The following is a 24347-nucleotide window of genomic DNA, read 5'->3' as shown; positions in this document are numbered from 1 at the left end:
TTAAATTAGCGCAACCAAAATCGATTTAATGAATACAATAAATGAATATCTAAGTTTAGCAGAATTTGAAGCCATAATCTTTGGAAAAAGCAAAGTTGCCATAAGCGATGTGGTTTTAAATCGAGTAAACGAAAGTTTTAATTTCTTAAAAGAATTCTCAGGAAACAAAGTAATATACGGCGTAAATACAGGATTTGGTCCAATGGCTCAATACAGAATTAAAGAGTCAGATCAAATTCAATTGCAATATAATTTAATTAGAAGCCACTCTTCTGGAACTGGAAAACCATTAAATGCAGAGTGCGCAAAAGCAGCAATTTTAGCTCGATTAAATACACTTTCTTTAGGAAATTCAGGAGTTCACTCTTCTGTAATTCATTTAATGGCAGAATTAATCAACAGAGATATTACGCCTTTAATTTTTGAACACGGTGGTGTTGGTGCTAGTGGAGATTTAGTACAATTATCACATTTAGCTTTAGTCTTGATTGGCGAAGGTGAAGTTTTTTATAAAGGCGAAAGACATTCAACTTCAGAAGTTTTCGAAATCGAAGGCTTAAAACCGATTCAAGTAGAAATTAGAGAAGGTTTGGCATTAATCAACGGAACTTCTGTAATGACAGGAATTGGAGTTGTAAATGTTCATTATGCAAAAAAATTATTAGACTGGTCATTAAAAGCTTCTTGTGCAATTAACGAATTGGTTCAAGCTTATGACGATCATTTCTCTGAAGAATTAAACCAAACTAAACGTCATAAAGGACAACAGGAAGTTGCAGAAAGAATGAGACAAAATCTTTCTGACAGTACTTTAATCCGTAAAAGAGAAGATCATTTATATTCTGGCGAAAATACCGAAGAAATCTTCAAAGAAAAAGTTCAGGAATATTATTCATTACGTTGTGTTCCTCAAATTTTAGGACCAGTTTTAGAAACTATAAATAATGTCGCTTCTATTCTGGAAGACGAATTTAACTCGGCAAACGACAACCCAATTATAGACGTAAAAAATAAACACGTTTACCACGGCGGAAATTTCCACGGAGATTATATTTCGCTTGAAATGGATAAACTGAAAATCGTTATTACGAAATTAACGATGCTGGCAGAACGTCAATTGAATTATCTATTGAATTCAAAAATCAACGAAATACTTCCTCCATTTGTAAACTTAGGAACATTAGGATTTAATTTCGGAATGCAGGGAGTTCAGTTCGTAGCGACTTCAACAACGGCAGAAAACCAAATGTTGTCCAACCCAATGTACGTACATAGTATCCCAAACAACAATGATAATCAAGACATTGTAAGTATGGGAACCAATGCTGCGGTTATTACATCAAAAGTAATTGAAAACTCTTTTGAAGTTTTGGCAATCGAATTGATCACAATTGTTCAGGCAATCGATTATTTAAAACAAAAAGATCAAATTTCGTCTACAACAAAAAAATGGTACGACGATATCAGAAATATAATTCCAGAATTTAAGGAGGACCAAGTGATGTATCCTTTTGTTCAAAAAGTAAAAGATTATTTGATAAACAGTTAAAAATCTTTAATTTACAGTATTAATATTGAATCTTAAAATCATGAAAAAGTCTCTTGTTTTTTTATTGCTAAGCTGCATTCAATTTGTTAATAGTCAAGAATTAGCATTAGTTAAGAAAAATTCTAAAATTGGATATATCTCTAAGGATGGATCTTTCAAAATCGAACCTCAATATAAATCTGCTAAAAGTTTTTCTGAAGGCTTAGCTGCCGTAGAAAATGGCGGAAAATGGGGATTTATCGATACCAAAGGAACTTGGATAATTCCAGCCGATTTTAAAGATGCTAAAGATTTTAACAGCGGAATCGCAGTTGTACAAAAAGAAAAAGACTGGGTTTATATTAATACAAAAGGAGAAGTTCAAAAAGGACCAACTACGGACAAAGTATTTGATTTTAATGACGGAGTTGCTTTCTTCAGACAAAACAATAAAGTGGGATTAATCAACAACAAAATGACTGTTGTTTTAGAACCAAAATACGATCAGATCAAACCTTTTGAAAATGGTTACGCGAGAGTGGAACTGAACAAAAACTGGGGAATTATTGATACTAACGGAAAAGAATTGGTTGAACCAGTTTATGCCGAAGTTGGAAATTATTTTAAAGGAACAACTTGGGCAAGAAAAGATAAAACTTTCGGATTGGTAAACAGCGGAAAATTTATTCCGGTTGACGGAGCCGAAAAAATCTGGGATTTTGAAATTCAGGATTTAACTTTTGCCAAAAAGAACGGAAAAATTGGTTACATCGATTTAAAAGGAAATTGGGCAATTCTTCCTATTTATGATAAAGGAAAAGCGTTTTCGAAAAATCTAGCTCCTGTTTTAGTTGGAAAAAAATGGGGATTTATTAATCCAGAAGGAAAATTTGTGATTGAACCAACATACAGTGATGCAGAAGTTTTTAGTACAAACGGTTTGGCTCCTGTAAAAGAAAGCAATTGGGGATTTATAAATGAATCTGGAAAACTGGTTATTCCAACTCAATATGGCATTACTGCAAATGCCATAATTGCAATGTTTGTACAACAAGATAAAGGTTTTATTGATGGCGTTGCACGAGTAAAAAACGAAGGAAAATGGGGATTTCTAAAACCTGACGGAACTGTATTAGCCAACCAATGGTTTGAAAATGCCGAACTGTTTTCTAAAAGTGCAGAAAAACCTCAGCCAGCTGTAACTCCTGCCGAAAAACCAAAAGAGGAAACCAAAGCGCCAACTGCAAAAAAAACAGCTGCAAAACCAGCACCGAAAAAAAAGAAATAATATTTATTCCCAAATAAATTAGACATTTGCATAAATGAAATCGCATTCTATTAAAGCGGTTTCATTTATGACGAATAAAAAATAAACCCTACATCAATGAAGTGTGTATTAGTAACAGGCGGTTCGAGAGGAATTGGAAGTGCGATTTGTAAAAAACTAGCCGTAGAATCCGATTATCATATTCTGATTAATTATCATTCGAATAAAACAGCTGCCGAAGAAACATTACAAGAAGTACAAAAATTAGGCGCGACAGGAGAAATCTTAGGTTTTGATGTTTCTAATTTTGAAAACGTACAAAATGTTTTAACTACTTGGCAGGAAGCAAATCCTGAAAAATTGGTTGAGGCAATTGTAAACAATGCCGGAATCACAAAAGACGGTCTTTTTATGTGGATGACACCAGAAGACTGGAATGGCGTTATGAATACAAGCGTAAACGGCTTCTTTAATGTTACACAATTTTTTATTCAAAAAATGTTACGCAACAAATATGGTCGAATCGTAAATATGGTTTCTGTTTCTGGAGTAAAAGGAACTGCAGGACAAACCAATTATTCGGCTGCAAAAGGCGCAATTGTAGCAGCGACCAAAGCTTTGGCTCAAGAAGTTGCCAAAAGAAATATTACTGTAAATGCTGTCGCTCCAGGTTTCATTAGAACTGACATGACGAGCGAATTGGACGAAAAAGAATTACTAAAACTTATTCCGGTTAACCGTTTTGGCGAAGCCGAAGAAGTAGCAGATTTGGTAAGCTTTTTGATTTCTAAAAAAGCAAGCTATATTACAGGAGAAATTATCAATATTAACGGCGGAATATATTCTTAAAGAATACTATGTTTGCGAGATTATTTTAAGGATTTTTAAACATAGAAAATTACACTTTAAGGATAAAAAATTACTTTTGAAAGACGATGAATAGACGAGTTGTAATTACTGGAATGGGAATTTATTCTTGTATCGGAACTTCTTTAGACGAAGTAAAAAATTCGTTATACGAAGGAAAATCTGGTATTCAGTTTGATTCTGAACGTAAAGAATTTGGTTTCCAGTCGGCCTTAACAGGGATGGTTCCGAAAGCCGATCTTAAAAATTTATTGACGCGAAGACAACGTATGAGCATCGGTGAAGAAACCGAGTATGCTTATATGGCTACTATAGAAGCATTAAAAAATGCTAACATTGATGATGCCTTTTTTGATGAACACGAAGTAGGCATTATGTACGGAAACGACAGCGTTTCTAAAGCTATCATTGACGCGACAGATATTGTACGCGAGAAAAAAGACACTGCACTTATTGGTTCTGGTGCTATTTTTAAGTCGATGAATTCTACGGTAACGATGAATCTTTCTACGATTTTTAAACTGCGCGGAATCAATCTTACAGTTAGTGCAGCTTGCGCCAGCGGATCTCACTCTATTGGTTTGGCTTATTTTTTAATTAAAAGCGGTTTCCAAGATATTGTAATTACTGGCGGCGCTCAGGAAATTAATAAATATGCCATGAGCAGTTTTGACGGATTAGGTGTTTTTTCTAACAGAGAAGGCGATCCTACAAAAGCTTCAAGACCTTTTGATATTGGTCGTGACGGTTTAATTCCGAGTGGCGGTGGTGCAACTTTAATTTTAGAAAGTTACGAATCTGCCATTGCGCGTGGTGCCAATATCATTGCAGAAATTGGCGGTTACGGATTTTCATCAAATGGCGGACACATCTCAACACCAAACGTAGAAGGGCCAGCAACAGCAATGAAACGCGCACTTGACGATGCAAAATTAGAAGCTTCAGATATTGAATATATAAATGCTCATGCAACCTCAACACCTGTTGGAGATGCTAATGAAGCCAAAGCTATTTTTGAAGTTTTTGGAGAAAAAAATCCTCCAGTAAGTTCTACAAAATCAATGACTGGCCACGAATGCTGGATGGCTGGAGCCAGCGAAATCATTTATTCTATCTTAATGATGCAGCACGATTTTATCGCGCCAAACATCAATTTGGAAACTCCAGATGAAGATGCGTCAAAATTAAATTTAGTTAAAACTACGTTAAACAAAAAATTTGACATATTTTTGTCCAATTCTTTCGGTTTCGGAGGAACCAACTCTGCGTTGGTGGTTAAAAAGTTTAAATTGAACAATGAATAAAGAAGAGATTATAGCAAAAATTAATGGTTTTTTAGTTGATGAATTTGAAGTTGATAGTGACGACATTGAACCAAATGCTAATTTAAAAGATACACTTGGGTTAGACAGTCTGGATTATGTTGATTTAGTCGTTTCAATAGAGGCAAACTTTGGTGTAAAACTAGTGGAAGCAGATTTTGTTGGAATTTCTGATTTTCAAAGTTTTTATGACTTAATCGAGACTAAAATAAAAGCCAAATCAGCTTAAATGAGTCAATGGGATGGTAAATCCAAAGGAACTGTTTTAGGTTATAAAATATTCGTTTTTTTAATTCAAAAAGCGGGTGTAAAAGCTGCTTATGTCTTACTTTATTTTGTTGCTTCTTATTATTTTTTATTTCTAAGAAAAAGCAACAAAGCCATTTTCTATTATTTTAAAGAAAGACTTCAATACTCCTATTTCAAATCCAAAAAAATGGTTTTCAAAAGCTACTATACTTTTGGACAGACCATTATTGATAAAGTTTCTATTTCAGCAGGAATGCGAAACAAATTTACTTATGAATTTGACGGAATAGAAACACTAAAAAAATTACTTGCCGAGAAAAAAGGTGGCGTTCTTATTAGTGCACATGTTGGTAATTTTGAAATTGCCGAACATTTTTTGGGTGATATTGATCTTAATTTCCAAATCAATCTTGTTACAACAGATTTAGAACATTCTGCTATCAAGAATTATCTTGAAAGCGTTTCTAAAAAACCAACTGTAAAGTTTATTATTATCAAGGAAGACCTCTCTCATATTTTTGAGATCAATGCCGCTTTGGCCAAAAACGAATTAATCTGTTTTACAGGCGATCGTTATTTTGAAGGAACAAAATCGCTTTCTGAAAACCTCTTGGGCAAAGAAGCCAATTTTCCTGCAGGTCCGTTTTTAATTGCTTCAAGATTAAAAGTTCCAGTAGTTTTTGTTTATGTAATGAAAGAGCCAAATCTTCATTATCATTTGTATGCAAGAGAAGCCGAAGTAAAACATCGAGACGAAAAAGCGCTTTTGAAAGAATATGTAAAAAGCGTAGAAAGCATCTTGAATCGTTATCCATTACAATGGTTCAATTATTTTGATTTTTGGAAGCAGTTAGAAAACAAAGATTCATTGCCAAAATAACACCGAATAAACTCTTTTAACTTCATTTTTTTTGAATAAATCAAAAATTTAGGAATTCTAGGCCATTCGCAGGAATAAGAAAATTCGTTTAAATAAATTTACTTATTTTTGCTGACCACCAAAGCCAAAAAACCTAAATGAAAAATGTTCTCGTAATTTATTATACGCAATCTGGACAGTTGGAATCTATTGCAAGAAATATTGCAAAACCATTCCTAAATTCAGATGAAATAAATGTTACTTTTCACGAAATACAATTAGAAAAACCCTTTCCATTTCCTTGGAACAAAGATTCGTTTTTTGATGCATTTCCAGAATCATTTTTACAGATTCCGACCGCATTAAAACCAGTTCCAGAAGAAATTTTAAATACAAAATTTGACTTGGTTTTATTTCATTATCAAGTTTGGTATTTATCGCCTTCCATTCCGATCAATTCATTTTTGAAAAGCGAAGATGCTAAGAAAATTTTGAACAATACGCCTGTTATTACCATCAGCGGTTCGAGAAACATGTGGATTATGGCTCAGGAAAAAATCAAAGTTTTGCTGAGAAAAGCCAATGCCAATTTGGTTGGAAACGTAGCTTTGGTAGACCGCGTTGGAAATTTAATCAGCGTTATAACAATTGTAGAATGGATGTTCTCTGGGGTTAAGAAAAAATATTTAGGGATTTTTCCGCTTCCTGGAGTTTCAGAAAAAGACATACAAGAATCGAGTCAGTTTGGAGAAATCATGCTTGATTCTTTACAGCAAAATAATTTAGCGCAATTACAGCCCAAATTAGTTGATGCTGGCGCTGTAAAAATAAGTTCATATCTGGTAACGGTTGACAAAACGGCCAATAAAATTTTTAATAAATGGTCAAATATCATTTATAAAAATCAAAAAAACCGAAAACAGCTGCTTAAAGTATTTAATGTTTATTTATTCCTTGCGATATGGTTAATCTCACCAATAGTGTATATATTGCACCTTATTACCTATCCGCTTAAGTTAAAATCTATAAAAAAGGAAACTCAATATTATCAGGGAGTTTAGAAGACGAAATTTAAATTATGTTTGAAGTATATATTACAAAAGCTGCAAAATATTTGCCAAACGAAGCCGTTTCAAATGATGAAATGGAAGCCTACTTGGGCCTTATCAATGATACTGCTTCTAAAGCAAGACGCATTATTTTGCGCAATAATAAAATTACAAGCCGATATTACGCTGTTGACAAAGAAGGAAAAAGTACTCACAGCAATGCCGAATTAACCAAAAATGCCATTTTACCATTATTCGACGAAAATTTTACGCCTCAAGATTTAGAAGTACTTTCATGCGGAACCTCAACTCCCGACATTTTTCTGCCTTCGCACGCTGCGATGGTTCATGGTCTGCTAAAAAATAAATCGGTAGAATTGAACTCTTCAACAGGAGTTTGCTGTGCCGGAATGAACTCTCTTAAATTTGGTTTTCTTTCTATAAAATCTGGAAATTCAAAAAACGCAATCTGCACAGGATCAGAAAAAGTTTCTACTTGGCTGAATGCTCAAAAATACAATCACGAGGCCTATAATTTAAAAAGCCTTGAAGAACAGCCAATTATTGCTTTCAAAAAAGATTTCCTTCGTTGGATGTTGTCAGATGGTGCCGGTGCTTTCTTATTAGAAAACAAACCAAGAGGGCCAATTTCGCTAAAAATCGAATGGATGGAAGCTTTTTCGTATGCGTACGAATTAGAAACCTGTATGTATGCCGGAGGAGATAAATTGGAAAACGGCGAAATTAAAGGCTGGAGCGATTATTCTCCAGAACAATGGTTGAACGAATCTGTTTTTTCAATCAAACAAGATGTTAAATTATTAGACGAATTTATCCTGTCAAAAGGTGCCCAAAGCATGAAAGACGCCATGGATAAAAACAATATTAAATCGGAAGATATTACTTATTTTATTCCTCACGTTTCTTCTAACTTTTTTGTTGAAGGATTGAAAAAAGGATTAAATGAAAAAGGTATCGGAATGAGCGATGACAAATGGTTCATGAATCTTTCTAGAGTTGGAAATGTTGGCTCTGCCTCTATTTACTTGGCTCTTGAAGAATTGATGAGTTCAGGAAATTTGAAAAAAGGAGATAAAATTTTATTATCTGTTCCAGAAAGCGGAAGATTCTCTTTCGCATATGCCTATTTAACTGTTTGTTAATGGAAACAATGCTTTTAGAAAAAGAAATGGTCGAAAATTTACTGCCTCAAAAGTTTCCTTTTGTGATGGTAGACGCTATGCATTCTTATTCTGAAACTTCTTTGGTTTCGGGTTTAGAAATTCAGCGCGACAATATTTTTGTATCAAACGATATTTTTCTTGAAGCTGGATTAATAGAACATATGGCGCAGTCTGTGGCATTGCATACTGGATATCAATATTTTTTGAAAAACGAAATTGCTCCAACGGGCTATATTGGTTCTATTAAAGAAATTGAAATTAAGAAACTTCCAAAGCTTAGCGATAACATTCAATCTGAAGTTACGATTCTGCAGGAATTTGCCGGAATTACTTTGGTAGATATTGTTACGAAGTTAAATAATGAAGAGATTGCCAGAGGACAAATGAAAACCGTTTTGGCAAAATAAAAACAATCGATGAAAACTACTTCTGCTGTTGACATACAAAATTATTTACCGCACCGAGCTCCAATGCTTATGGTGGATTTGATTTTGGATATAGATGCCAACTTTGTAGAAACCATATTTTTGATAAAAGAAGACAATATTTTTATTCAGAATAATGTTTTTATCGAAGCGGGATTAATCGAAAATACGGCACAGACTTGTTCTGCAATCGTTGGAAAAAAATACTTTTTTGACGACAACGGAATCGAAAATGAAAACGTAAATGTAATTGGATTCATCAGCGCTTTAAAAAGTGTAAAAGTTCATGCATTGCCAAAAGTTGGCGATACGATCATAACAAAAGCCAATCTGGTTTCTAAATTTGTGGGCGACGATTATACTTTATGCACAATGAGCTGCAAAAGCTTATTGGAAGACCAGATACTCTTAGAATGCGAAATTAATTTATTTATTCAGAAAACAGTTTCGGTTGAATAATTCAAAAAAAATCATTTTACATTTAGTTAGCAGGATTGCGATTTTAATCTTATTAACAATATTAGTTTTTTTATTTTGGTATTTAACAACCGATCGTCATAAGCACTGTCATGGAGACGATCACAAACATTTTGATACTGGTTTGGGATTTTTTATTATGCTCTTTATGGCAATACAAATCTTTTATCTTGGATTAGTTGTAGAAATGATTTATTTATATGTAAAGAAAAAAAGTAATCTGGCTTTCGTAAATTTTGGATTTTTAATAATTAGTACATGTATAGTTTTCTATTATATGTTTCTAATAAATTAAATTAGTAATATGGAAAAAGATCAAGTACCTCAGGATCAAAGCAACTTAACTAAGAATAATGTAAAAGAGCTTTTGTATGCAACAGATGAAAATGGCAATTATACCACAACATTAAGTACTGGCTGGGAACCTAAAACAATTGCCCTTTCAAATTCTATTGATGAAATAAACGAACGAATTGCCGATGCCAAACAACAGGTTTTAAATGGTGAAGTAAGTCCGATTGTGTATTTTATGGAAGCCAATAAAATGGATCTTAACATATTATCAAGTTATGTCGGGTTTTGGAAATGGCGCGTAAAAAGACATTTTAAACCTAGTGTTTTTGCCAAACTAAACGATAAAATCCTGAAAAAATATGCTGATACTTTTGGAGTATCAATTGAAGAATTAAAAAACAGCATTACCAAATAAATGGAATTAACTTTCACACATCATCAGTCTGCTCATTGCGAGAATGGAGTAGCGTCAAATCTGCTAAAAAATAGCGGACTAAACATTAGCGAACCGATGGTTTTTGGTATTGGCTCAGGATTGTTTTTTGTATATCTCCCTTTTATAAAAGTCAATCATGCACCAGCAATCAGTTATAGAACTTTGCCTGGACAGATTTTCAATAAAGTGGCCAACCGATTAAATTTAAAAATAAAAAGACAAAAATTTTCTTCTATAGCAAATGCGAATAAAGCTTTAGACGAAAATTTAAAAAATAATATTCCAACCGGATTACAGGTTGGAGTTTACAATCTGAGTTATTTTCCAGACGAATATCGTTTTCATTTCAACGCGCACAATTTGGTCGTTTACGGAAAAACCGAAACTGAGTATTTAGTGAGCGATCCTGTTATGGAAACCGTTACGACTTTAACTTACGAAGACATGAATAAAGTACGTTTTGCCAAAGGAGCTTTTGCACCTCGCGGACAAATGTACTATCCGATTCAGATTCCAAAAGATGTTGATTTAAAAAGCGCCATCATTAAAGGAATCAAAAATACCTGCCGAGATATGCTAGCGCCAATGCCAATTGTTGGTGTTCGCGGCATCAAAATGGTTTCTCGCCAGATTCGTAAATGGCCTAAAAAGCATGGCGTTAGAAAAGCCAATCATTACTTGGCGCAAATGGTTCGCATGCAAGAAGAAATTGGAACTGGCGGCGGAGGTTTCCGTTTTATTTATGCGGCATTTTTACAGGAAGCTTCGGTTATTTTGGGTAACGAAGAACTGAAGGTACTTTCTAAAGAAATGACTCAAATTGGAGATTCATGGCGTGATTTTGCTGTTGAAGCTTCGCGTATTTATAAAAACAGAAGTGCCAAAGAAGATGCCTACAACACTATTGCCGATGAACTTTTGGACATTGCCAATAGAGAAGAAATCTTTTTCAAAAAACTAAAAAAAGCGATCAGCTAAAACACTATTTTGCAATCTATCATTCAAATAGAATCCCTTTCGAAAAAGTACAAAAATGCAGAAATGTATTCTTTGAACAACGTTTCGCTAAATATAAATGAAGGTCAGATTTTTGGTTTACTTGGCCCAAACGGTGCCGGAAAAACAACCTTAATCTCCATGCTCTGCGGATTGGTAAAACCAACTTCGGGACATTTTACAATTGATGGTATAGACTATCAGCATCATGCTTCAAAAATTAAAAAAATTATAGGTGTTGTTCCTCAAGAATATGCTTTGTATCCAACTTTGACGGCCAGAGAAAATCTGCTCTATTTTGGAAGCATGTACGGTTTAAAAGGATCTGATTTAAAAGATAAAGTAATAGAAACTTTGGATCTTTTAGGTTTGTTGAAATTTGCCGACAAACAAGTTCAAACTTTTTCTGGCGGAATGAAACGACGTGTAAATTTAATTGCAGGAATTCTTCATAATCCAAAAGTTTTGTTTTTGGACGAGCCAACTGTTGGTGTTGATGTACATTCTAAAACTGCCATAATTGATTATCTGAAAGTATTAAATCAAAACGGAACGACTATTATTTATACTTCTCATCATTTGGCTGAAGCCGAAGATTTCTGTTCGCAAATTGCGATTTTAGATCAAGGACAGATTTACGCACAAGCAACTCCGTCGGCATTAATTGGGTCTACAAAAGATGCTCGAAATCTCGAAGATGTTTTTATTTCATTAACCGGTAAAGCGTTGAGAGATGATATATAAAATTTGGATGTCGGTAGTAAAAGAATTCCTTTTGCTAAAAAGAGATTTAGGCGGACTGATTATTTTATTTATCATGCCCTTGGTTCTAGTAATTGCTGTAACCTTAATTCAAGACAGCACTTTTAAAGCCGTAACCGATTCTAAACTTCAGATTCTTTTGGTCGATCAAGACAAAGGATCTGTATCGAAAACCGTTTTTGAAAATTTAGAAAAAAGCAAATATTTTACTGTTGTAACCCAAATCGACAATAAACCGATCACTGAAGAAATTGCCAAAGAAAATGTCTACAAAGGAAAATTTCAACTGGCGATTGTAATTCCAGAAAATCTAAGTTCCGATTTACAGGAAAAAGTAAATCAGAATGTAGAAAAAATTGTCAGCAATTTAGGTTTGACGGACAGTACAACGGCAGCCGAACCTCAACGTGTTATTAAAGAAAAAGAAGTAAAACTGTATTTTGATCCAGCGGTTCAGATGAGTTTCAAAAATGCTGTCATGAGTTCAATCGACAAAATGATTTCGCAGATTGAAACCAAATCAATTTACAGCACTTTTCAAAAACAATTAGGAGAAGAAACCATCGATTTTGAACAAAAGAACTTTATTACTTTCAAAGAAATAATTCCAAGAATCAACAACAAAGAAGTTCGTCCCAATTCCGTTCAGCACAATGTTCCGGCGTGGACACTTTTTGCGATCTTTTTTATTGTTATTCCGTTATCTATCAATATTGTTAAAGAAAAATCTCAAGGAACTTTTGTTCGATTAAGAACCAATCCTGTTTCTAATCTGGTTGTAATTATTGGAAAAACCATTACCTACTCGATCATTTGCATGATTCAGTTTTATATGATGGTTGCCGTTGCCGTTTTCTTATTTCCATCCATCGGATTGCCTTCATTAAACATCGAAGGTCATTTCTTGCTGACAAGTGTTGTCGCATTATTTTCAGGTTTTGCAGCAATCGGCTTCGGAATTTTATTAGGAACTGTGGCAAGCACGCAAGAACAATCTGCTCCTTTTGGCGCTACAAGTGTGATTATTCTAGCGGCAATTGGCGGTGTTTGGGTTCCTGTTTTTGCTATGCCGAAAATCATGCAATATATCGCAAAATCATCTCCAATGAACTGGGGATTAGAGGCTTTTTACGATGTATTACTTAGAAACGTTTCTTTCGTCGAAATCATACCAAGAATAAGTTTATTATTTTTGTTTTTCATTATTACCACTTCCATCGCATTATTTTATGATAAAAAGAAAAGAGCCGTTTAAAGAAGCTACAGATCTAACCGTTTCGCACGAAATCAGGATTCGTTTTAACGAAACTGATCCACTTGGAATTGTTTGGCATGGCAATTACATTACGTATTTCGAAGATGGACGAGAAGCGTTTGGACGCCAGCACGGACTTACGTATCTGGATATTGCCAAAACGGGTTATACCACGCCAATTGTAAAATCGACTTGCGAACATAAATTGTCTTTGCGTTATGGTGATGTGGTGACAATAGAAACAACAGTTGTTGATACTCCCGCAGCCAAAATGATTTACCGTTTTAAAATTATTGATGACAAAGGAGAAGTGGCCTGCACAGGCGAAACCACTCAGGTTTTTTTAGATGCAGCAGGAAATTTAATGCTGACAAATCCGCCTTTTTATGAGGAATGGAAACGAAAAGTTGGGTTATTAAAATAAAGTTTTAGCCACGAATTCACGAATTAGAAAAAATTAAAATCGGAATCTGCTTAATCTGCCAAATCTGCGAGCAAAAATTTCACGAAATTAAAATCATAAAATGTTAAGAGAAATATACATTACAGAAACGAATTGTATCACGCCTTTAGGTTTTGATGTTGAATCTAATATCAGCGCCATTCTTCGTGGTGATTCTGGAATCCAACTTCATAATGATGTTTCTTTGATGCCGAATCCGTTTTATGCTTCGATTATTTCTGATGAAAAAATAAACAGTGCTTTTTCAAAAATCAGCACTGAGACAAAATATTCCCGTCTAGAGAAAATGATGATTTTGGCTTTAGAACCTATTATCAAAAACTCTAAAGTGGAACTAAATTCAAAAACTGCTTTTATACTTTCTACCACAAAAGGAAATGTTACTGCTTTAGCAAATGATTCTGAAGAAAGTTTCAACAGCGCACATTTAGATGTTTTGGCTAAAAACGTTGCCAATTTCTTCGGATTCCAAACACAACCCATTGTAGTTTCGAATGCTTGCGTTTCTGGAATTTTAGCCGTTTCTGTTGCCAAAAGAATTATTCAATCTGAACTTTACGATAATGTTTTTGTAGTGGCAGGCGACGAAGTCTCAGAATTTGTTTTGTCTGGTTTTAATGCATTCCAAGCTATGAGCGAGCAGCCTTGCAAACCATATTCTAAAAATAGAACGGGCGTAAGTTTAGGCGAAGCAACAGCTGCAGTTTTAATTTCGGCGGAAGCTAAAAATGCTAAAATAAAAGTTATTGGAGACAGTTCGATAAACGATGCCAATCATATTTCGGGTCCGTCAAGAACGGGAGAAGGTTTGTTCAGAAGTATTCAAAATGCTTTAAAAGAAGCGCAAATTGAAGCGAACAAATTAGATTATATTTCAGCCCACGGAACTGCAACTCCTTATAATGACGAAATGGAAGCGATTGCTCTAACTCGTTTAGATTTACAAAATGTTCCCGTTAATAGTTTAAAAGGGTTTTACGGTCATACATTAGGTGCTTCAGGATTATTAGAAACGGTAATTGCGATAGAATCTGCCAACCAAAATAAACTTTTTGAATCGAAAGGTTTTGATGAAATTGGGGTTAGTGAAGCGATCAATGTGATTGAGAAAAACGAAGAAAAGAAAATTCATTATTTTCTGAAAACAGCTTCTGGATTTGGGGGCTGTAATACGGCTGTTGTTTTTGAAAAAATAAAATGAGAAGTTTAAAAAACTTAAATATTAGAAAAAGTATTGAACGAAGAAAATTGGTCTTCTCAGAAAATTGGTTTGATAAATTCAATTCTGGAAATGTAATAATTTATAATAGCCTAAATTATCTAGCTATTAATCCGAGATTTCAAACAAGCAGAATATTTATTTTAGATAAAAAAGACATCTATTTTACAATGATAAAAGAAAATCAAAAATTGAATGTTCCAGTTCTTTTTTCTCAAATAAGTTTAAAAAGAGCTCTTAAAAATTTATGCCAATAAGATTTATGAAACTATTAAAATTCATATTTATAACTTTAGTTCTTCTTTCATCTTTTGGATGTAAGAAGAAAGAAGTGCCTAAATCTGAATTTGAAAAAGAGGTTTTAAATAGTGTTTTTGTCGAAATTGTAGATTCTATTTATATGGATCGAAGAATGATGCTTGGACCACCACCTCCATTATTTAATTCTAAAACAAATAAAGTAGATACAACAGGACATGCTGCAGAATTAAAGAAATATTTACAGTATAAAGACAGCATAAAAAACATTAAAAAAAGAATCTTATTAGGTGTCTATGACCAAGTTGGAAAAATTAGTTCTTTTGAAACAGAAATGATTTCTAAAGAAGTTGATCTTTCAAACTTTGCGTATGACACTTTAAAAGAAGGTGAAGAATTTAAATTTGATTTAAAATCTTTTAAGAATAATAAGAAGTTCCGTTTTGAAAATACTTCAAAATATCTTCATGAAAAAGAATGGAACTTAAATGATAAAAGTAATTCTTTGATACCTGTTGGAACTATTTTTATATCCAGAATTCAATTTGACAAAACAAAAAAATCAGGAATTTTATCAGCTGGTGCTTCATGTGGTGGTGGAAAATGCGGAAGAGGTTTTCTTGTTTTAATTGAAAACAAGGCAGGGAAATGGAAAGTAAATAAAATTATTCATCTTTGGACTTCATAATTGAATCCGTTATTAAAAAATGACTCAAAACAAAACCTACATACAATCCTACATCACCATCCAAAACAACGAAATTGTTTTGAACGGAACTTCTGTATTCAAAATTGAACCGACCGATTTTGCTGATTTCTCTAAACAAGCATATCGTAATTTTGAAATGCAATATCCAAAGTTTTTCAAAATGGATGCTTTGAGCAAATTGGCTTTTTTAGGGTCAGAATTGCTTTTGAGTCCGATTATCTCAACGGAGCAGGAAAACAATATCGCTTTGGTTTTGGCCAATAAATCGTCGAGTTTGGATACCGATGTAAAATATCAGGAGTCTATTTCAGACAAAGAAAACTATTATCCGAGTCCGGCGGTCTTTGTTTATACGCTGCCAAATATTTGTTTGGGCGAAATAAGTATCCGTCATCAGCTGAAAAGTGAAAATTCTTTCTTTATATTTGACACCTTTAACACCGAATTTATGTCGAATTATTCGAATATTCTTCTGAATACGAATAAAGCAGATGTAGTTCTGTGCGGTTGGGTAGAATATTTTAACGATAATTACAAAGCTTTTTTATGTACAATTAGTACAGAAGAAAATGCAAAATATACAAACGAGACTATCAATACATTATATAATAAATAATCATGGAAGCATTAAAAGAAGAATTAAAAAATAAAATCATAACGACTTTAAACCTTGAAGATATCGCAGTAGAAGATATTGCTGATAACGATCCTTTGTTTGGAGACGGTTTAGGTTTAGACTCGATTGATGCACTTGAATTGATCGTGATTTTAGATAAAGATTACGGAATTAAATTAGTAGATCCGAAAGAAGGAAAATCTATTTTCCAATCTATCGAAACTATGGCTGCTTATATCAGCGCAAATAGAACTAAATAGATTTCAGATTTTAGACTTTAGATTTTAGATTCCATCCTGAATCTAAAATTTTAAATGTTTAAAAATCCGTCAACTTTGTCAAAGTTTGAAACTTTGACAAAGTTCTAAGAATCTACAATCATAAATCTAAAATCTAAAATGGCAAGAGGTGTTGCAATAACAGGAATGGGAATTATCTCTGCGATTGGTAATTCGGTTGAGGAAAATTATATTTCGCTGACCGAAAACAAAATCGGTGTTTCTCGTATTCAAAATATTTCGACTGTTCATGCAGATGTTATCAAAGTTGGCGAAATCAAAAAAACCAACGAAGATCTTGTTGATGAACTGAAATTAAATGATGATAATAATTTCTCCAGAACCGCTATGATTGGCACTTTGGCAGCAAAACAAGCTGTTGAAAATGCTGGCATTACCGATATAAATGAATTTAGAACGGGACTTATTTCGGCCACAAGTGTAGGCGGAATGGACATGACGGAAAGACATTATTACGATTATTTCGAAAAACCAGAATTGACCAAATACATCACTTGCCATGATGGCGGCGATGTTGCCGAAAAAATTGCTGAAGAATTAGGTTTAAAAGGGATGGTTACGACGATTTCTACGGCTTGTTCCTCTGCAGCAAATTCGATTATGTTGGGTGCGAGATTAATCAAAACGGGAAAACTGGATCGCGTAATTGTGGGCGGAGCCGATGCTTTGGCAAAATTCACCATCAACGGATTCAAGACTTTGATGATTTTATCTGACGATTACAACAAACCTTTTGACAATACCAGAAAAGGATTAAATCTTGGAGAAGCGGCGGCTTTTTTGGTTTTAGAATCGGATGAAATTGTAGCAAAACACAACAAAAAAGTATTGGCAAGAGTTTCAGGTTACGGAAACGCCAACGACGCTTTTCACCAAACTGCTTCTTCAGAAAATGGAGAAGGCGCTTATTTAGCCATGAAAAAGGCGTTTGACGTTTCTGGTTTAAAACCTTCTGAGATTGATTACATCAATGTTCATGGAACTGCAACTCCAAATAACGATTTATCTGAAGGACGAGCTTTGCTTCGAATTTATGAAAACGAAAAAGTTCCAGATTTCAGTTCTACAAAACCTTTTACAGGACATACATTAGCGGCTGCAGCTGCGATTGAAGCCGTTTATAGTGTTTTGGCAATTCAGAATAATGTGGTTTACCCAAATTTGAATTTTGAAGTTCCGATGGAAGAATTTGATTTGAAACCGCAGACAACTTTAAAAAATAAAACTATCGAGCACGTTTTATCCAATTCTTTTGGTTTTGGAGGAAACTGTTCAACCCTTATATTTTCAAAAAGCTAATGACGAAGACATATATAAATGGAGTAGGCTGTATTTCGACTCAAAAAACATTTGATACTGTTTTTTTGGAAGAAGCTATTGTAAATCATAAAGAAAATGTACTGGCAATTGTTCCGCCAGTATACAAAGAATATATTTCGCCTGCTGCCAGCCGAAGAATGGCAAAAGGTGTAAAAAACGGAATAGTAGCTTCGGCTTTGGCTATGAAAGATGCCAATATTGAAAAAGTCGATGCGATTATTACTGGAACTGGTTTAGGTTGCATCGAAGATTCTGAAAAATTCCTGAAAAGTATTTTAGATAATAACGAAGAGTTTTTAACTCCGACTTCTTTCATTCAATCTACTCACAATACCGTTGGAGCGCAGATTGCACTTTTACAGCAATGTAAGGGTTATAATTTTACGTATGTCAATGGTGCTGTTTCTTTTGAATCGGCTCTTATTGATGCTAAAATGCAGATTGAAGAAGCTGAAGCCAATTCAATTTTAGTGGGTGGTGTTGACGAAAATGGCGATTATACGACTTCGCTTTTTAAATTAAACGGTCGTATTAAAGCAGACAATTCTGCTCCGTACGATGTTCTAAATTCTTCAACAAGTGGAGCGGTTTATGGCGAAGGTGCTAGTTTTTTTGTTTTAGAAAACGAAAGAAAAGAAAACACTTATGCCGAACTTCTAGATGTTGCTATTGTAAATACTTTGGAAGAAAATGAAGTTGAAGCAACAATTGTTTCGTTCTTAAAATCAAATAATTTAGAAATTTCAGATCTTGACGCGCTTGTTTTAGGTTTTGACGGAAATGTCGATTTTGAGAATTATTATAGAAATCTTGCTGATAATGCATTTGCTCAAACTCCTGTTTTATATTACAAACATTTGAGCGGAGAATACGATACAGCTTCGGCTTTTGCTTTTTGGATGGCTGCTAAAATTTTGAAAACTCAAAAAATTCCTGAAATTGTAAAAGTAAATGCTGTCGAAAAATCAAGCTCCAAAACGATTTTATTATACAATCAATTAAACGGAAAAAACCATAGTTTTACGCTGCTGTCAAAATGATAACGCACAAAAACATATCGCTGTTTTTTATCTTTTTATTGCTTTTATTGTTTCTTCTGAAAATAAGTCTAGCAATTAATGAATTATGGTTTCTTATAATTGCTTTACTATGGATTGGAATAAACGCTTTTGGTTCTGCACGCATTTCTTCCAATTATCATGTAAAAGCTTTTTGCAGCAATCCGTTAGAAACTGAAAAAAAAATTGCGCTTACTTTTGATGATGGTCCGAGCATTTATACTTTAGAAGTTTTGGATCTTCTGAAAAAATACAATGCCAAAGCAACCTTTTTCTGTATTGGTAAAAACATTGAAACGCATCCCGAAATTCTCCAAAAAGTGATTGATGAAGGACATTTAGTTGGAAATCATTCTTATTCTCATTCTAAGTTTTTTGATTTTTATAATGCTTCAACAATAACCGAGGAAATTCAGAAAACAGATGCACTTCTGGAAAAATTCACTTCTAGAAAAATAAACTTATTTCGTCCGCCTTATGGAGTTACAACTCCTTCGATAAGAAGAGCTTTAAAAGTAACCGGACATAAAACGATTGGCTGGAATATTCGTTCGCTTGACGGAGGAACCAAAAATCAAGACTTAATTTTCAATCGACTCATTAAACATATTTCTCCCGGAGGAATTGTACTTTTGCATGATACTAGAAAACATTCTGTTTTGGTACTGGAACAGTTTTTGCAATTTTTACAGCAGAATAATTATCAAGTCGTTTCGATCGAAGAACTTTTGAATCTTAATGCTTATGAAATTGAACGCGGATAAAACAGATTCGCTTGCGCGAAGACGCGGATAAAAACGGATTTTTATAATCCTTTTAATCTGTGAATCCCGATAGCTATCGGGAGTGGCAAAAAAAATTAAAGCACATTTTTGAAAAAATATGAAAACTAAAATAGCACTACTCATTCTATTTATTTCAGGCAATTTGTTCGCGCAAGAACAAAAAATGACCGATGCCGAAATTGCGTCTTTTAAGCAAGATGTAAATGTTGTAGCCAAAAAAATCAAAACGTTAAGTACCGATTTTGTTCAGTACAAGCATTTAGACTTTTTATCGAAAGACATTGAAACTTCGGGAAAAATGGTTTTTAAAGAACCTGCTTTACTTCAATGGCAATATAAAAAACCATACAACTACAGCATCACTTTCAAGAACGGAAAAATCCTGATTAACGATGAAGGAAAGAAAAGTGCTGTTGATATTGGAAACAGTAAAATCTTTGCCAGAATTAATAAATTGATCGTGGGTAGCGTAAGCGGCAATATGTTTGATGATAAAGAATTTACGATTTCGTATTTTAAATTGAAAGGTCAGAATCTGGCTAAATTTGTTCCGAAAGATGCGACGCTTAAAAAATACATCAAACAAATTGAATTGACTTTTGACAAAGAGGAAGCGACAGTTGTTCAGGTAAAATTATTAGAGTCATCTGAAGATTATACCCGAATTGTACTTAAAAATAAAGTGATCAATGCAAAAATCGACGATTCAGTTTTTACTAATTAATTGCTTTCTGGCTCTTATTCTAGTTTCTTGTGGCTCAGTCACAAAAAATTATACACCTAAAAAATTAGACAAAACGTCTTACACGGTTCCGTATTTTTCAGACTCAAAAACCGATTACGTTTATAAAACCAACATCAGTGTTTACGGAAATGAATTGTCTGGAATTTTCATTGCCAAGAAAATAAACGACACCACACATAGAATAGTTTTTACAACGGAATTCGGAAATAAATTAATGGATTTTGAAATCTCAGAAACCGATTTTAAAGTCAATTCTATTGTATCAGAATTAGATCGAAAAATCTTGATTAATACTTTAAAAGAAGATTTTCGATTGCTTTTAAAGAAAGAATATTCGATTCAGGAGCAATTCGAAAACGAATCGGCAGACATATATAAATCGGCAGATGGCAAACGCGACAATTACATTTTTATCTCCAAAAAAGATCAGAAATTAGAAAAGATCGTTCACGCTTCTAAAACAAAAGAAAAATTTACACTGCTTTTCAGTTCAGAAAACAATATTTTTGCCGAAAAGATTCAGATAATTCATCAGAATATTAAATTGAAAATTGAGCTGAATTATTTCAAATCAGAATAAAAACTTAAACTAATCCTAAACTTAAACCAAGCCCAAAATGAGAAAATTTGTTTTAATTGCATTTGTTTTATTAATCGGAATGCAAACAGAAGCGCAAGTAAAAGTTAGTCCAGGACTGAGAGGTGGTTTGAATGTATCAACATTAACGAATATTGATGACAATAGTTCTAAAACAGATTTCTATGTTGGTGGATTGGTAAATATTAAATTCAATAAATTTTTCTCGGTTCAACCAGAGATAAATTATTCAAGACAAGGTGATGAAGGAAGATATTTTGAAAACGGCCGTTATTATTCTGAAAAGTATGAGTTGAATTATATAACACTGGGAGCGGTTGCAAAATTTAACTTTGGTGGTGGAGGTTTTCATCTATTGGCAGGCCCTTCTCTAGATTTAAAAGTTAGTGATAATTATGTAAATACAAATCCCGAAGATTTTGATCTTTCATTTGTTGGAGGTGTTGGTTATACTTTGCCAAATGGTTTAACTTTTGAAGCTCGACTTAAACAAGGATTAATTGATATTTATGGTTATAATGGATATGATTATGACAATAACGGATATTACTATAATGATGTAATCTTAAATCAAGTTTTCCAAATCGGAATTAGTTATACATTTAAAACAAAATAAAAATGAATAAAAGAATATTCTTCTTTATTGCTGTTTTTTTCTTGGTTTTAAATATACAAGCACAAGTAACCGTAAAACCTGGATTAAGAGCCGGATTTAGTTTTTCGACGATTTCTGAAATGCATGCCGATTATAAAACTGATTTTTATGCTGGTGGTTTTACAGAAATTAAAATAACCAAAGTTTACGCCCTTCAACCAGAGATAAATTACAGCAGACAAGGTTCTAATAATGTAGCTCGAAATTATTTTGATGAAAATACACAGACCAATAAAGTAGAACATTTAGATCTTGATATAAACTATTTGTCTCTTTCTATGATAAATAAGTTTACGCTTCCACAAGGAATTCAATTTCAAGCAGGACCAACATTAGATATTTTATTGAATGATAATCTTGCTGTTAGAAAAGCACAAAATGATCTTGGTTTGGTTTTAGGAGTTGCTTATGCCTTGCCTTCTGGTTTAACATTTGAAGCGCGATTCAAAAAAGGATTGCTTGATATTTTAAGCAGTGATTATTATCAAAATGACTCCAATAATTATTATTTATTTGGAGATTATAACACGAATATTAATTTTCAATTAGGGATTTCCTATTCATTTGGAAAATAAAAAATATGATTTTACAAGATTTTTATAAAATACTATCAGAAGAAAATGTGTCTGATTCGAAATATACAATTACAATTTTAGTCAACGAAAAACACGAGGTTTTTAAAGGACATTTCCCTGGAAATCCTATTATGCCTGGTGTTTGCATGATTCAGATTATCAAAGAACTTACAGAATCGATTACCAAAAGTTCGCTGATGATTCAGTCTTTGGCAAATGTAAAATTCATGGCGCTGATTAATCCGGAGGTTACTCCAGAATTACGATTGGAACTGGATGTTACAACTACTGAAGAAGGTTTGGTAAAAGTGAAAAACACGACTTACTTTAACGATACAACTGCTCTTAAACTGAGCACAGTGTACAAAAAAATATAATTATGAAACTGTTACTGACATTATTTTTATGGGTTAGTTTTGCTGGAACGCCAGATTTGGCTTCAATCCGAAAAATGTATTCTGATGTAGCAAAATCAGAAAGCAATGCCAAAGAATTTGTAGCCAAACTTGCAGGTGTTTCAAATAGTGATGATAAAATTTTAGTGGCTTACAAAGCGGCTTCTATTTTATTGGAATCTAAATTTGAAAAGAAAATAGGTACCAAAATTGACCGTTTTAAAGAAGGCGCAAAATTACTTGAAGCTACAATAAAAAGTGATCCAAGTAATATTGAAATGCGAATGATCCGATTGAGTGTTCAGGAAGATGTTCCCGGTATTACAGGCTACAAGAAAAACATTAAAGAAGATAAAAAATTCATAACGACGTATTATGCTTCGCAAAGCGCAGCTTTGAAAGATTATCTTAAAGACTTTGTTTTACAATCTAAGAGTTTCTCCGAAAAAGAGAAACAATTTGTAAAGTAAGCTCAAAAAACTCCTCATGAAATCACAGCAAGAATTACTCAGTTCGACTAACTTTTGCGTTATTGTGCCCACTTACAATAACCAAAAAACACTGAAAAAAGTACTGGATTCTATTTTAGATTTCACCACAAATATCATTGTTGTTAATGACGGTTCAACCGATTCTACCAGCGAAATTCTAAAATCATATTCGCAACTGACTCAAATTCACCATCCTAAAAATTTAGGAAAAGGACGAGCACTCAGAAACGGATTTAGAAAAGCATTGGAATTGGATTTTGAATACGCCATTACAATCGATTCTGACGGTCAGCATTTTGCTGCAGATATTCCTGTTTTCTTGGAAGCAATTCAAAATGAGCCAAACGCTCTTTTGATTGGAAGCCGAAATATGACCCAGGAAAATGTGCCGAAGAAAAGCAGTTTTGGAAACAAATTTTCTAATTTCTGGTTCAAGTTTGAAACTGGAATTAAGCTAGACGACACACAATCTGGTTTTAGATTGTATCCGCTTCGTTTGCTTCCAAAACGTTTTTATACCAATAAATTTGAATTTGAAATCGAAGTTATCGTGCGTGCTGCGTGGAAAGGAATTGTGGTAAAAAATATTCCGATTCAAGTTTTGTATGATCCCGCTGAAAGAGTTTCACATTTTCGTCCATTTCAAGATTTTACGCGAATCAGTATTTTAAATACGGTTTTGGTCACCAATGCTTTGCTGTATATAAAGCCAAGAGATTTTTTTAGAAGAGCTAAAAAAAAAGGTTTTAAAAAATTCTTTTTAGAAGATATTTTAGAAAGTAACGATTCTAATTTTAAAAAATCAGCCGCCATTGCTTTAGGTATTTTTATCGGACTTTCACCTTTTTGGGGATTTCAGACCATATTACTTTTTACTTTTGCTGCTTTGTTCAGACTCAACAAAGTCATTGCTTATCTTACTTCAAATGTAAGTTTTCCGCCTTTTATTCCGTTTATTATTTATGCTTCGCTACAAGTTGGAAGTATTTTTGTAACCAGCGATGCGCCACTGGTTTTGGACAGTTCAATTACGCTCGATGATATTCAAAAAAATGCTACGCAATATATCGTAGGAAGTCTTATTTTAGCAACCGTTTCAGCGCTATCAGTTGGTCTTATAAGTTATTTGCTTTTAACGGCTTTTAGTTCTAAAAACAAACCGAATATTTAAGTTAAGTTTGCCACAGATTA

General features: G+C 33.5%; 30 protein-coding genes. All 30 read left to right on the top strand.

What is annotated here, in order from left to right; all coding sequences use genetic code 11:
- Positions 1-28: 28 nt before the first annotated feature.
- The 30 genes from flxA to OZP10_RS09295 all read left to right on the top strand — a co-directional run bounded on the left by flxA (position 29) and on the right by OZP10_RS09295 (position 24327).
- Positions 29-1549 (top strand): flexirubin biosynthesis tyrosine ammonia-lyase FlxA, encoded by a 1521-nt coding sequence (flxA, locus tag OZP10_RS09440; RefSeq protein WP_281634432.1) that lies wholly within the window; start codon positions 29-31, stop codon positions 1547-1549.
- Positions 1550-1589: 40 nt separating this feature from the next.
- Complete coding sequence (locus OZP10_RS09435) at positions 1590-2816, top strand: WG repeat-containing protein (protein WP_281634431.1); 1227 nt, start codon at positions 1590-1592, stop codon at positions 2814-2816.
- A gap of 96 nt (positions 2817-2912) precedes the next feature.
- Positions 2913-3644: a flexirubin biosynthesis SDR family reductase FlxB gene (gene flxB / locus OZP10_RS09430; protein WP_281634430.1), complete on the top strand. Its 732-nt coding sequence runs from the start codon at positions 2913-2915 to the stop codon at positions 3642-3644.
- 86 nt (positions 3645-3730) lie between these two features.
- The gene (locus OZP10_RS09425; protein WP_281634429.1) at positions 3731-4966 is read left to right on the top strand and encodes a beta-ketoacyl-[acyl-carrier-protein] synthase family protein; all 1236 of its coding nucleotides are present in this window, start codon (positions 3731-3733) and stop codon (positions 4964-4966) included.
- Entirely contained in the window at positions 4959-5213 is a 255-nt protein-coding gene (locus OZP10_RS09420; protein ID WP_177211448.1) for an acyl carrier protein, read from the top strand. Before OZP10_RS09425 ends, OZP10_RS09420 begins: the two co-directional genes overlap by 8 nt.
- On the top strand, positions 5214-6113 hold the full coding sequence (locus tag OZP10_RS09415) for a lysophospholipid acyltransferase family protein (protein ID WP_281634428.1): 900 nt from the start codon (positions 5214-5216) through the stop codon (positions 6111-6113). It abuts the gene before it with no gap.
- A gap of 137 nt (positions 6114-6250) precedes the next feature.
- Positions 6251-7153, top strand: coding sequence for an NADPH-dependent FMN reductase family protein (locus tag OZP10_RS09410; RefSeq protein WP_281634427.1), 903 nt, complete (start codon positions 6251-6253; stop codon positions 7151-7153).
- 17 nt (positions 7154-7170) lie between these two features.
- Positions 7171-8304: a dialkylresorcinol biosynthesis protein DarB gene (gene darB, locus OZP10_RS09405; RefSeq protein WP_281634426.1), complete on the top strand. Its 1134-nt coding sequence runs from the start codon at positions 7171-7173 to the stop codon at positions 8302-8304.
- Positions 8304-8732, top strand: a complete 429-nt coding sequence (locus OZP10_RS09400) for a hotdog family protein (protein ID WP_281634425.1) — start codon at positions 8304-8306, stop codon at positions 8730-8732. Before darB ends, OZP10_RS09400 begins: the two co-directional genes overlap by 1 nt.
- Positions 8733-8741: 9 nt before the next feature.
- Entirely contained in the window at positions 8742-9209 is a 468-nt protein-coding gene (locus OZP10_RS09395) for a hotdog family protein (RefSeq protein WP_281634424.1), read from the top strand.
- Between the two features lie 322 nt (positions 9210-9531).
- Positions 9532-9936 (top strand): flexirubin biosynthesis protein DarG, encoded by a 405-nt coding sequence (gene DarG / locus OZP10_RS09390; RefSeq protein WP_111423013.1) that lies wholly within the window; start codon positions 9532-9534, stop codon positions 9934-9936.
- Positions 9937-10935, top strand: coding sequence for a BtrH-related acyltransferase DarH (gene darH, locus OZP10_RS09385; RefSeq protein WP_281634423.1), 999 nt, complete (start codon positions 9937-9939; stop codon positions 10933-10935).
- 63 nt (positions 10936-10998) lie between these two features.
- On the top strand, positions 10999-11697 hold the full coding sequence (locus OZP10_RS09380) for an ABC transporter ATP-binding protein (RefSeq protein ID WP_281634759.1): 699 nt from the start codon (positions 10999-11001) through the stop codon (positions 11695-11697).
- A complete protein-coding gene (locus OZP10_RS09375; RefSeq protein WP_281634422.1) occupies positions 11687-12970 on the top strand; it encodes an ABC transporter permease in 1284 nt (427 codons plus the stop codon). Before OZP10_RS09380 ends, OZP10_RS09375 begins: the two co-directional genes overlap by 11 nt.
- Entirely contained in the window at positions 12945-13394 is a 450-nt protein-coding gene (locus tag OZP10_RS09370) for an acyl-CoA thioesterase (RefSeq protein WP_281634421.1), read from the top strand. Before OZP10_RS09375 ends, OZP10_RS09370 begins: the two co-directional genes overlap by 26 nt.
- Positions 13395-13494: 100 nt before the next feature.
- Positions 13495-14634, top strand: coding sequence for a beta-ketoacyl-[acyl-carrier-protein] synthase family protein (locus OZP10_RS09365; protein ID WP_281634420.1), 1140 nt, complete (start codon positions 13495-13497; stop codon positions 14632-14634).
- A complete protein-coding gene (locus tag OZP10_RS09360; RefSeq protein WP_281634419.1) occupies positions 14631-14909 on the top strand; it encodes a hypothetical protein in 279 nt (92 codons plus the stop codon). The genes OZP10_RS09365 and OZP10_RS09360 overlap by 4 nt, the downstream gene beginning before the upstream one ends.
- Positions 14910-14914: 5 nt before the next feature.
- Entirely contained in the window at positions 14915-15598 is a 684-nt protein-coding gene (locus OZP10_RS09355) for a hypothetical protein (RefSeq protein ID WP_281634418.1), read from the top strand.
- Positions 15599-15617: 19 nt separating this feature from the next.
- On the top strand, positions 15618-16235 hold the full coding sequence (locus OZP10_RS09350) for a 3-oxoacyl-ACP synthase (RefSeq protein ID WP_281634417.1): 618 nt from the start codon (positions 15618-15620) through the stop codon (positions 16233-16235).
- A gap of 2 nt (positions 16236-16237) precedes the next feature.
- Positions 16238-16495 carry a phosphopantetheine-binding protein gene (locus OZP10_RS09345; protein WP_111378796.1) on the top strand — a complete coding sequence of 86 codons (258 nt, stop codon included), beginning with the start codon at positions 16238-16240 and terminating at the stop codon, positions 16493-16495.
- A 138-nt stretch (positions 16496-16633) separates the two neighbouring features.
- Positions 16634-17833, top strand: a complete 1200-nt coding sequence (locus tag OZP10_RS09340) for a beta-ketoacyl-[acyl-carrier-protein] synthase family protein (protein ID WP_281634416.1) — start codon at positions 16634-16636, stop codon at positions 17831-17833.
- Positions 17833-18894: a beta-ketoacyl synthase N-terminal-like domain-containing protein gene (locus OZP10_RS09335; protein ID WP_281634415.1), complete on the top strand. Its 1062-nt coding sequence runs from the start codon at positions 17833-17835 to the stop codon at positions 18892-18894. Before OZP10_RS09340 ends, OZP10_RS09335 begins: the two co-directional genes overlap by 1 nt.
- Positions 18891-19676, top strand: coding sequence for a polysaccharide deacetylase family protein (locus tag OZP10_RS09330; protein ID WP_281634414.1), 786 nt, complete (start codon positions 18891-18893; stop codon positions 19674-19676). The genes OZP10_RS09335 and OZP10_RS09330 overlap by 4 nt, the downstream gene beginning before the upstream one ends.
- Positions 19677-19794: 118 nt before the next feature.
- Entirely contained in the window at positions 19795-20421 is a 627-nt protein-coding gene (gene lolA2 / locus OZP10_RS09325) for a flexirubin biosynthesis/transport protein LolA2 (RefSeq protein WP_111422991.1), read from the top strand.
- Positions 20387-21022, top strand: coding sequence for a flexirubin biosynthesis protein LolB2 (lolB2, locus tag OZP10_RS09320; protein ID WP_281634413.1), 636 nt, complete (start codon positions 20387-20389; stop codon positions 21020-21022). Before lolA2 ends, lolB2 begins: the two co-directional genes overlap by 35 nt.
- Positions 21023-21059: 37 nt before the next feature.
- On the top strand, positions 21060-21656 hold the full coding sequence (locus OZP10_RS09315; protein ID WP_177211465.1) for a porin family protein: 597 nt from the start codon (positions 21060-21062) through the stop codon (positions 21654-21656).
- Positions 21657-21658: 2 nt separating this feature from the next.
- Entirely contained in the window at positions 21659-22270 is a 612-nt protein-coding gene (locus OZP10_RS09310; protein ID WP_281634412.1) for an outer membrane beta-barrel protein, read from the top strand.
- A 5-nt stretch (positions 22271-22275) separates the two neighbouring features.
- Positions 22276-22647: an ApeI family dehydratase gene (locus OZP10_RS09305; protein ID WP_281634411.1), complete on the top strand. Its 372-nt coding sequence runs from the start codon at positions 22276-22278 to the stop codon at positions 22645-22647.
- 2 nt (positions 22648-22649) lie between these two features.
- Complete coding sequence (locus tag OZP10_RS09300; protein ID WP_281634410.1) at positions 22650-23135, top strand: hypothetical protein; 486 nt, start codon at positions 22650-22652, stop codon at positions 23133-23135.
- 16 nt (positions 23136-23151) lie between these two features.
- Complete coding sequence (locus tag OZP10_RS09295; protein ID WP_281634409.1) at positions 23152-24327, top strand: DUF2062 domain-containing protein; 1176 nt, start codon at positions 23152-23154, stop codon at positions 24325-24327.
- The last annotated feature ends 20 nt before the right edge of the window (positions 24328-24347 follow it).

The sequence above is a fragment of the Flavobacterium luteolum genome (assembly GCF_027111275.1).
GTDB classification, from domain to species: Bacteria; Bacteroidota; Bacteroidia; order Flavobacteriales; family Flavobacteriaceae; genus Flavobacterium; species Flavobacterium luteolum.
This window is presented reverse-complemented; position numbering and strand designations above follow the sequence as displayed.

Coding starts and splice junctions, on each gene's coding strand:
- flxA (WP_281634432.1), top strand. CDS start 29: ATGAATACAATAAATGAATATCTAAGTTTAGCAGAATTTGAAGCCATA.
- OZP10_RS09435 (WP_281634431.1), top strand. CDS start 1,590: ATGAAAAAGTCTCTTGTTTTTTTATTGCTAAGCTGCATTCAATTTGTT.
- flxB (WP_281634430.1), top strand. CDS start 2,913: ATGAAGTGTGTATTAGTAACAGGCGGTTCGAGAGGAATTGGAAGTGCG.
- OZP10_RS09425 (WP_281634429.1), top strand. CDS start 3,731: ATGAATAGACGAGTTGTAATTACTGGAATGGGAATTTATTCTTGTATC.
- OZP10_RS09420 (WP_177211448.1), top strand. CDS start 4,959: ATGAATAAAGAAGAGATTATAGCAAAAATTAATGGTTTTTTAGTTGAT.
- OZP10_RS09415 (WP_281634428.1), top strand. CDS start 5,214: ATGAGTCAATGGGATGGTAAATCCAAAGGAACTGTTTTAGGTTATAAA.
- OZP10_RS09410 (WP_281634427.1), top strand. CDS start 6,251: ATGAAAAATGTTCTCGTAATTTATTATACGCAATCTGGACAGTTGGAA.
- darB (WP_281634426.1), top strand. CDS start 7,171: ATGTTTGAAGTATATATTACAAAAGCTGCAAAATATTTGCCAAACGAA.
- OZP10_RS09400 (WP_281634425.1), top strand. CDS start 8,304: ATGGAAACAATGCTTTTAGAAAAAGAAATGGTCGAAAATTTACTGCCT.
- OZP10_RS09395 (WP_281634424.1), top strand. CDS start 8,742: ATGAAAACTACTTCTGCTGTTGACATACAAAATTATTTACCGCACCGA.
- DarG (WP_111423013.1), top strand. CDS start 9,532: ATGGAAAAAGATCAAGTACCTCAGGATCAAAGCAACTTAACTAAGAAT.
- darH (WP_281634423.1), top strand. CDS start 9,937: ATGGAATTAACTTTCACACATCATCAGTCTGCTCATTGCGAGAATGGA.
- OZP10_RS09380 (WP_281634759.1), top strand. CDS start 10,999: ATGTATTCTTTGAACAACGTTTCGCTAAATATAAATGAAGGTCAGATT.
- OZP10_RS09375 (WP_281634422.1), top strand. CDS start 11,687: ATGATATATAAAATTTGGATGTCGGTAGTAAAAGAATTCCTTTTGCTA.
- OZP10_RS09370 (WP_281634421.1), top strand. CDS start 12,945: ATGATAAAAAGAAAAGAGCCGTTTAAAGAAGCTACAGATCTAACCGTT.
- OZP10_RS09365 (WP_281634420.1), top strand. CDS start 13,495: ATGTTAAGAGAAATATACATTACAGAAACGAATTGTATCACGCCTTTA.
- OZP10_RS09360 (WP_281634419.1), top strand. CDS start 14,631: ATGAGAAGTTTAAAAAACTTAAATATTAGAAAAAGTATTGAACGAAGA.
- OZP10_RS09355 (WP_281634418.1), top strand. CDS start 14,915: ATGAAACTATTAAAATTCATATTTATAACTTTAGTTCTTCTTTCATCT.
- OZP10_RS09350 (WP_281634417.1), top strand. CDS start 15,618: ATGACTCAAAACAAAACCTACATACAATCCTACATCACCATCCAAAAC.
- OZP10_RS09345 (WP_111378796.1), top strand. CDS start 16,238: ATGGAAGCATTAAAAGAAGAATTAAAAAATAAAATCATAACGACTTTA.
- OZP10_RS09340 (WP_281634416.1), top strand. CDS start 16,634: ATGGCAAGAGGTGTTGCAATAACAGGAATGGGAATTATCTCTGCGATT.
- OZP10_RS09335 (WP_281634415.1), top strand. CDS start 17,833: ATGACGAAGACATATATAAATGGAGTAGGCTGTATTTCGACTCAAAAA.
- OZP10_RS09330 (WP_281634414.1), top strand. CDS start 18,891: ATGATAACGCACAAAAACATATCGCTGTTTTTTATCTTTTTATTGCTT.
- lolA2 (WP_111422991.1), top strand. CDS start 19,795: ATGAAAACTAAAATAGCACTACTCATTCTATTTATTTCAGGCAATTTG.
- lolB2 (WP_281634413.1), top strand. CDS start 20,387: ATGCAAAAATCGACGATTCAGTTTTTACTAATTAATTGCTTTCTGGCT.
- OZP10_RS09315 (WP_177211465.1), top strand. CDS start 21,060: ATGAGAAAATTTGTTTTAATTGCATTTGTTTTATTAATCGGAATGCAA.
- OZP10_RS09310 (WP_281634412.1), top strand. CDS start 21,659: ATGAATAAAAGAATATTCTTCTTTATTGCTGTTTTTTTCTTGGTTTTA.
- OZP10_RS09305 (WP_281634411.1), top strand. CDS start 22,276: ATGATTTTACAAGATTTTTATAAAATACTATCAGAAGAAAATGTGTCT.
- OZP10_RS09300 (WP_281634410.1), top strand. CDS start 22,650: ATGAAACTGTTACTGACATTATTTTTATGGGTTAGTTTTGCTGGAACG.
- OZP10_RS09295 (WP_281634409.1), top strand. CDS start 23,152: ATGAAATCACAGCAAGAATTACTCAGTTCGACTAACTTTTGCGTTATT.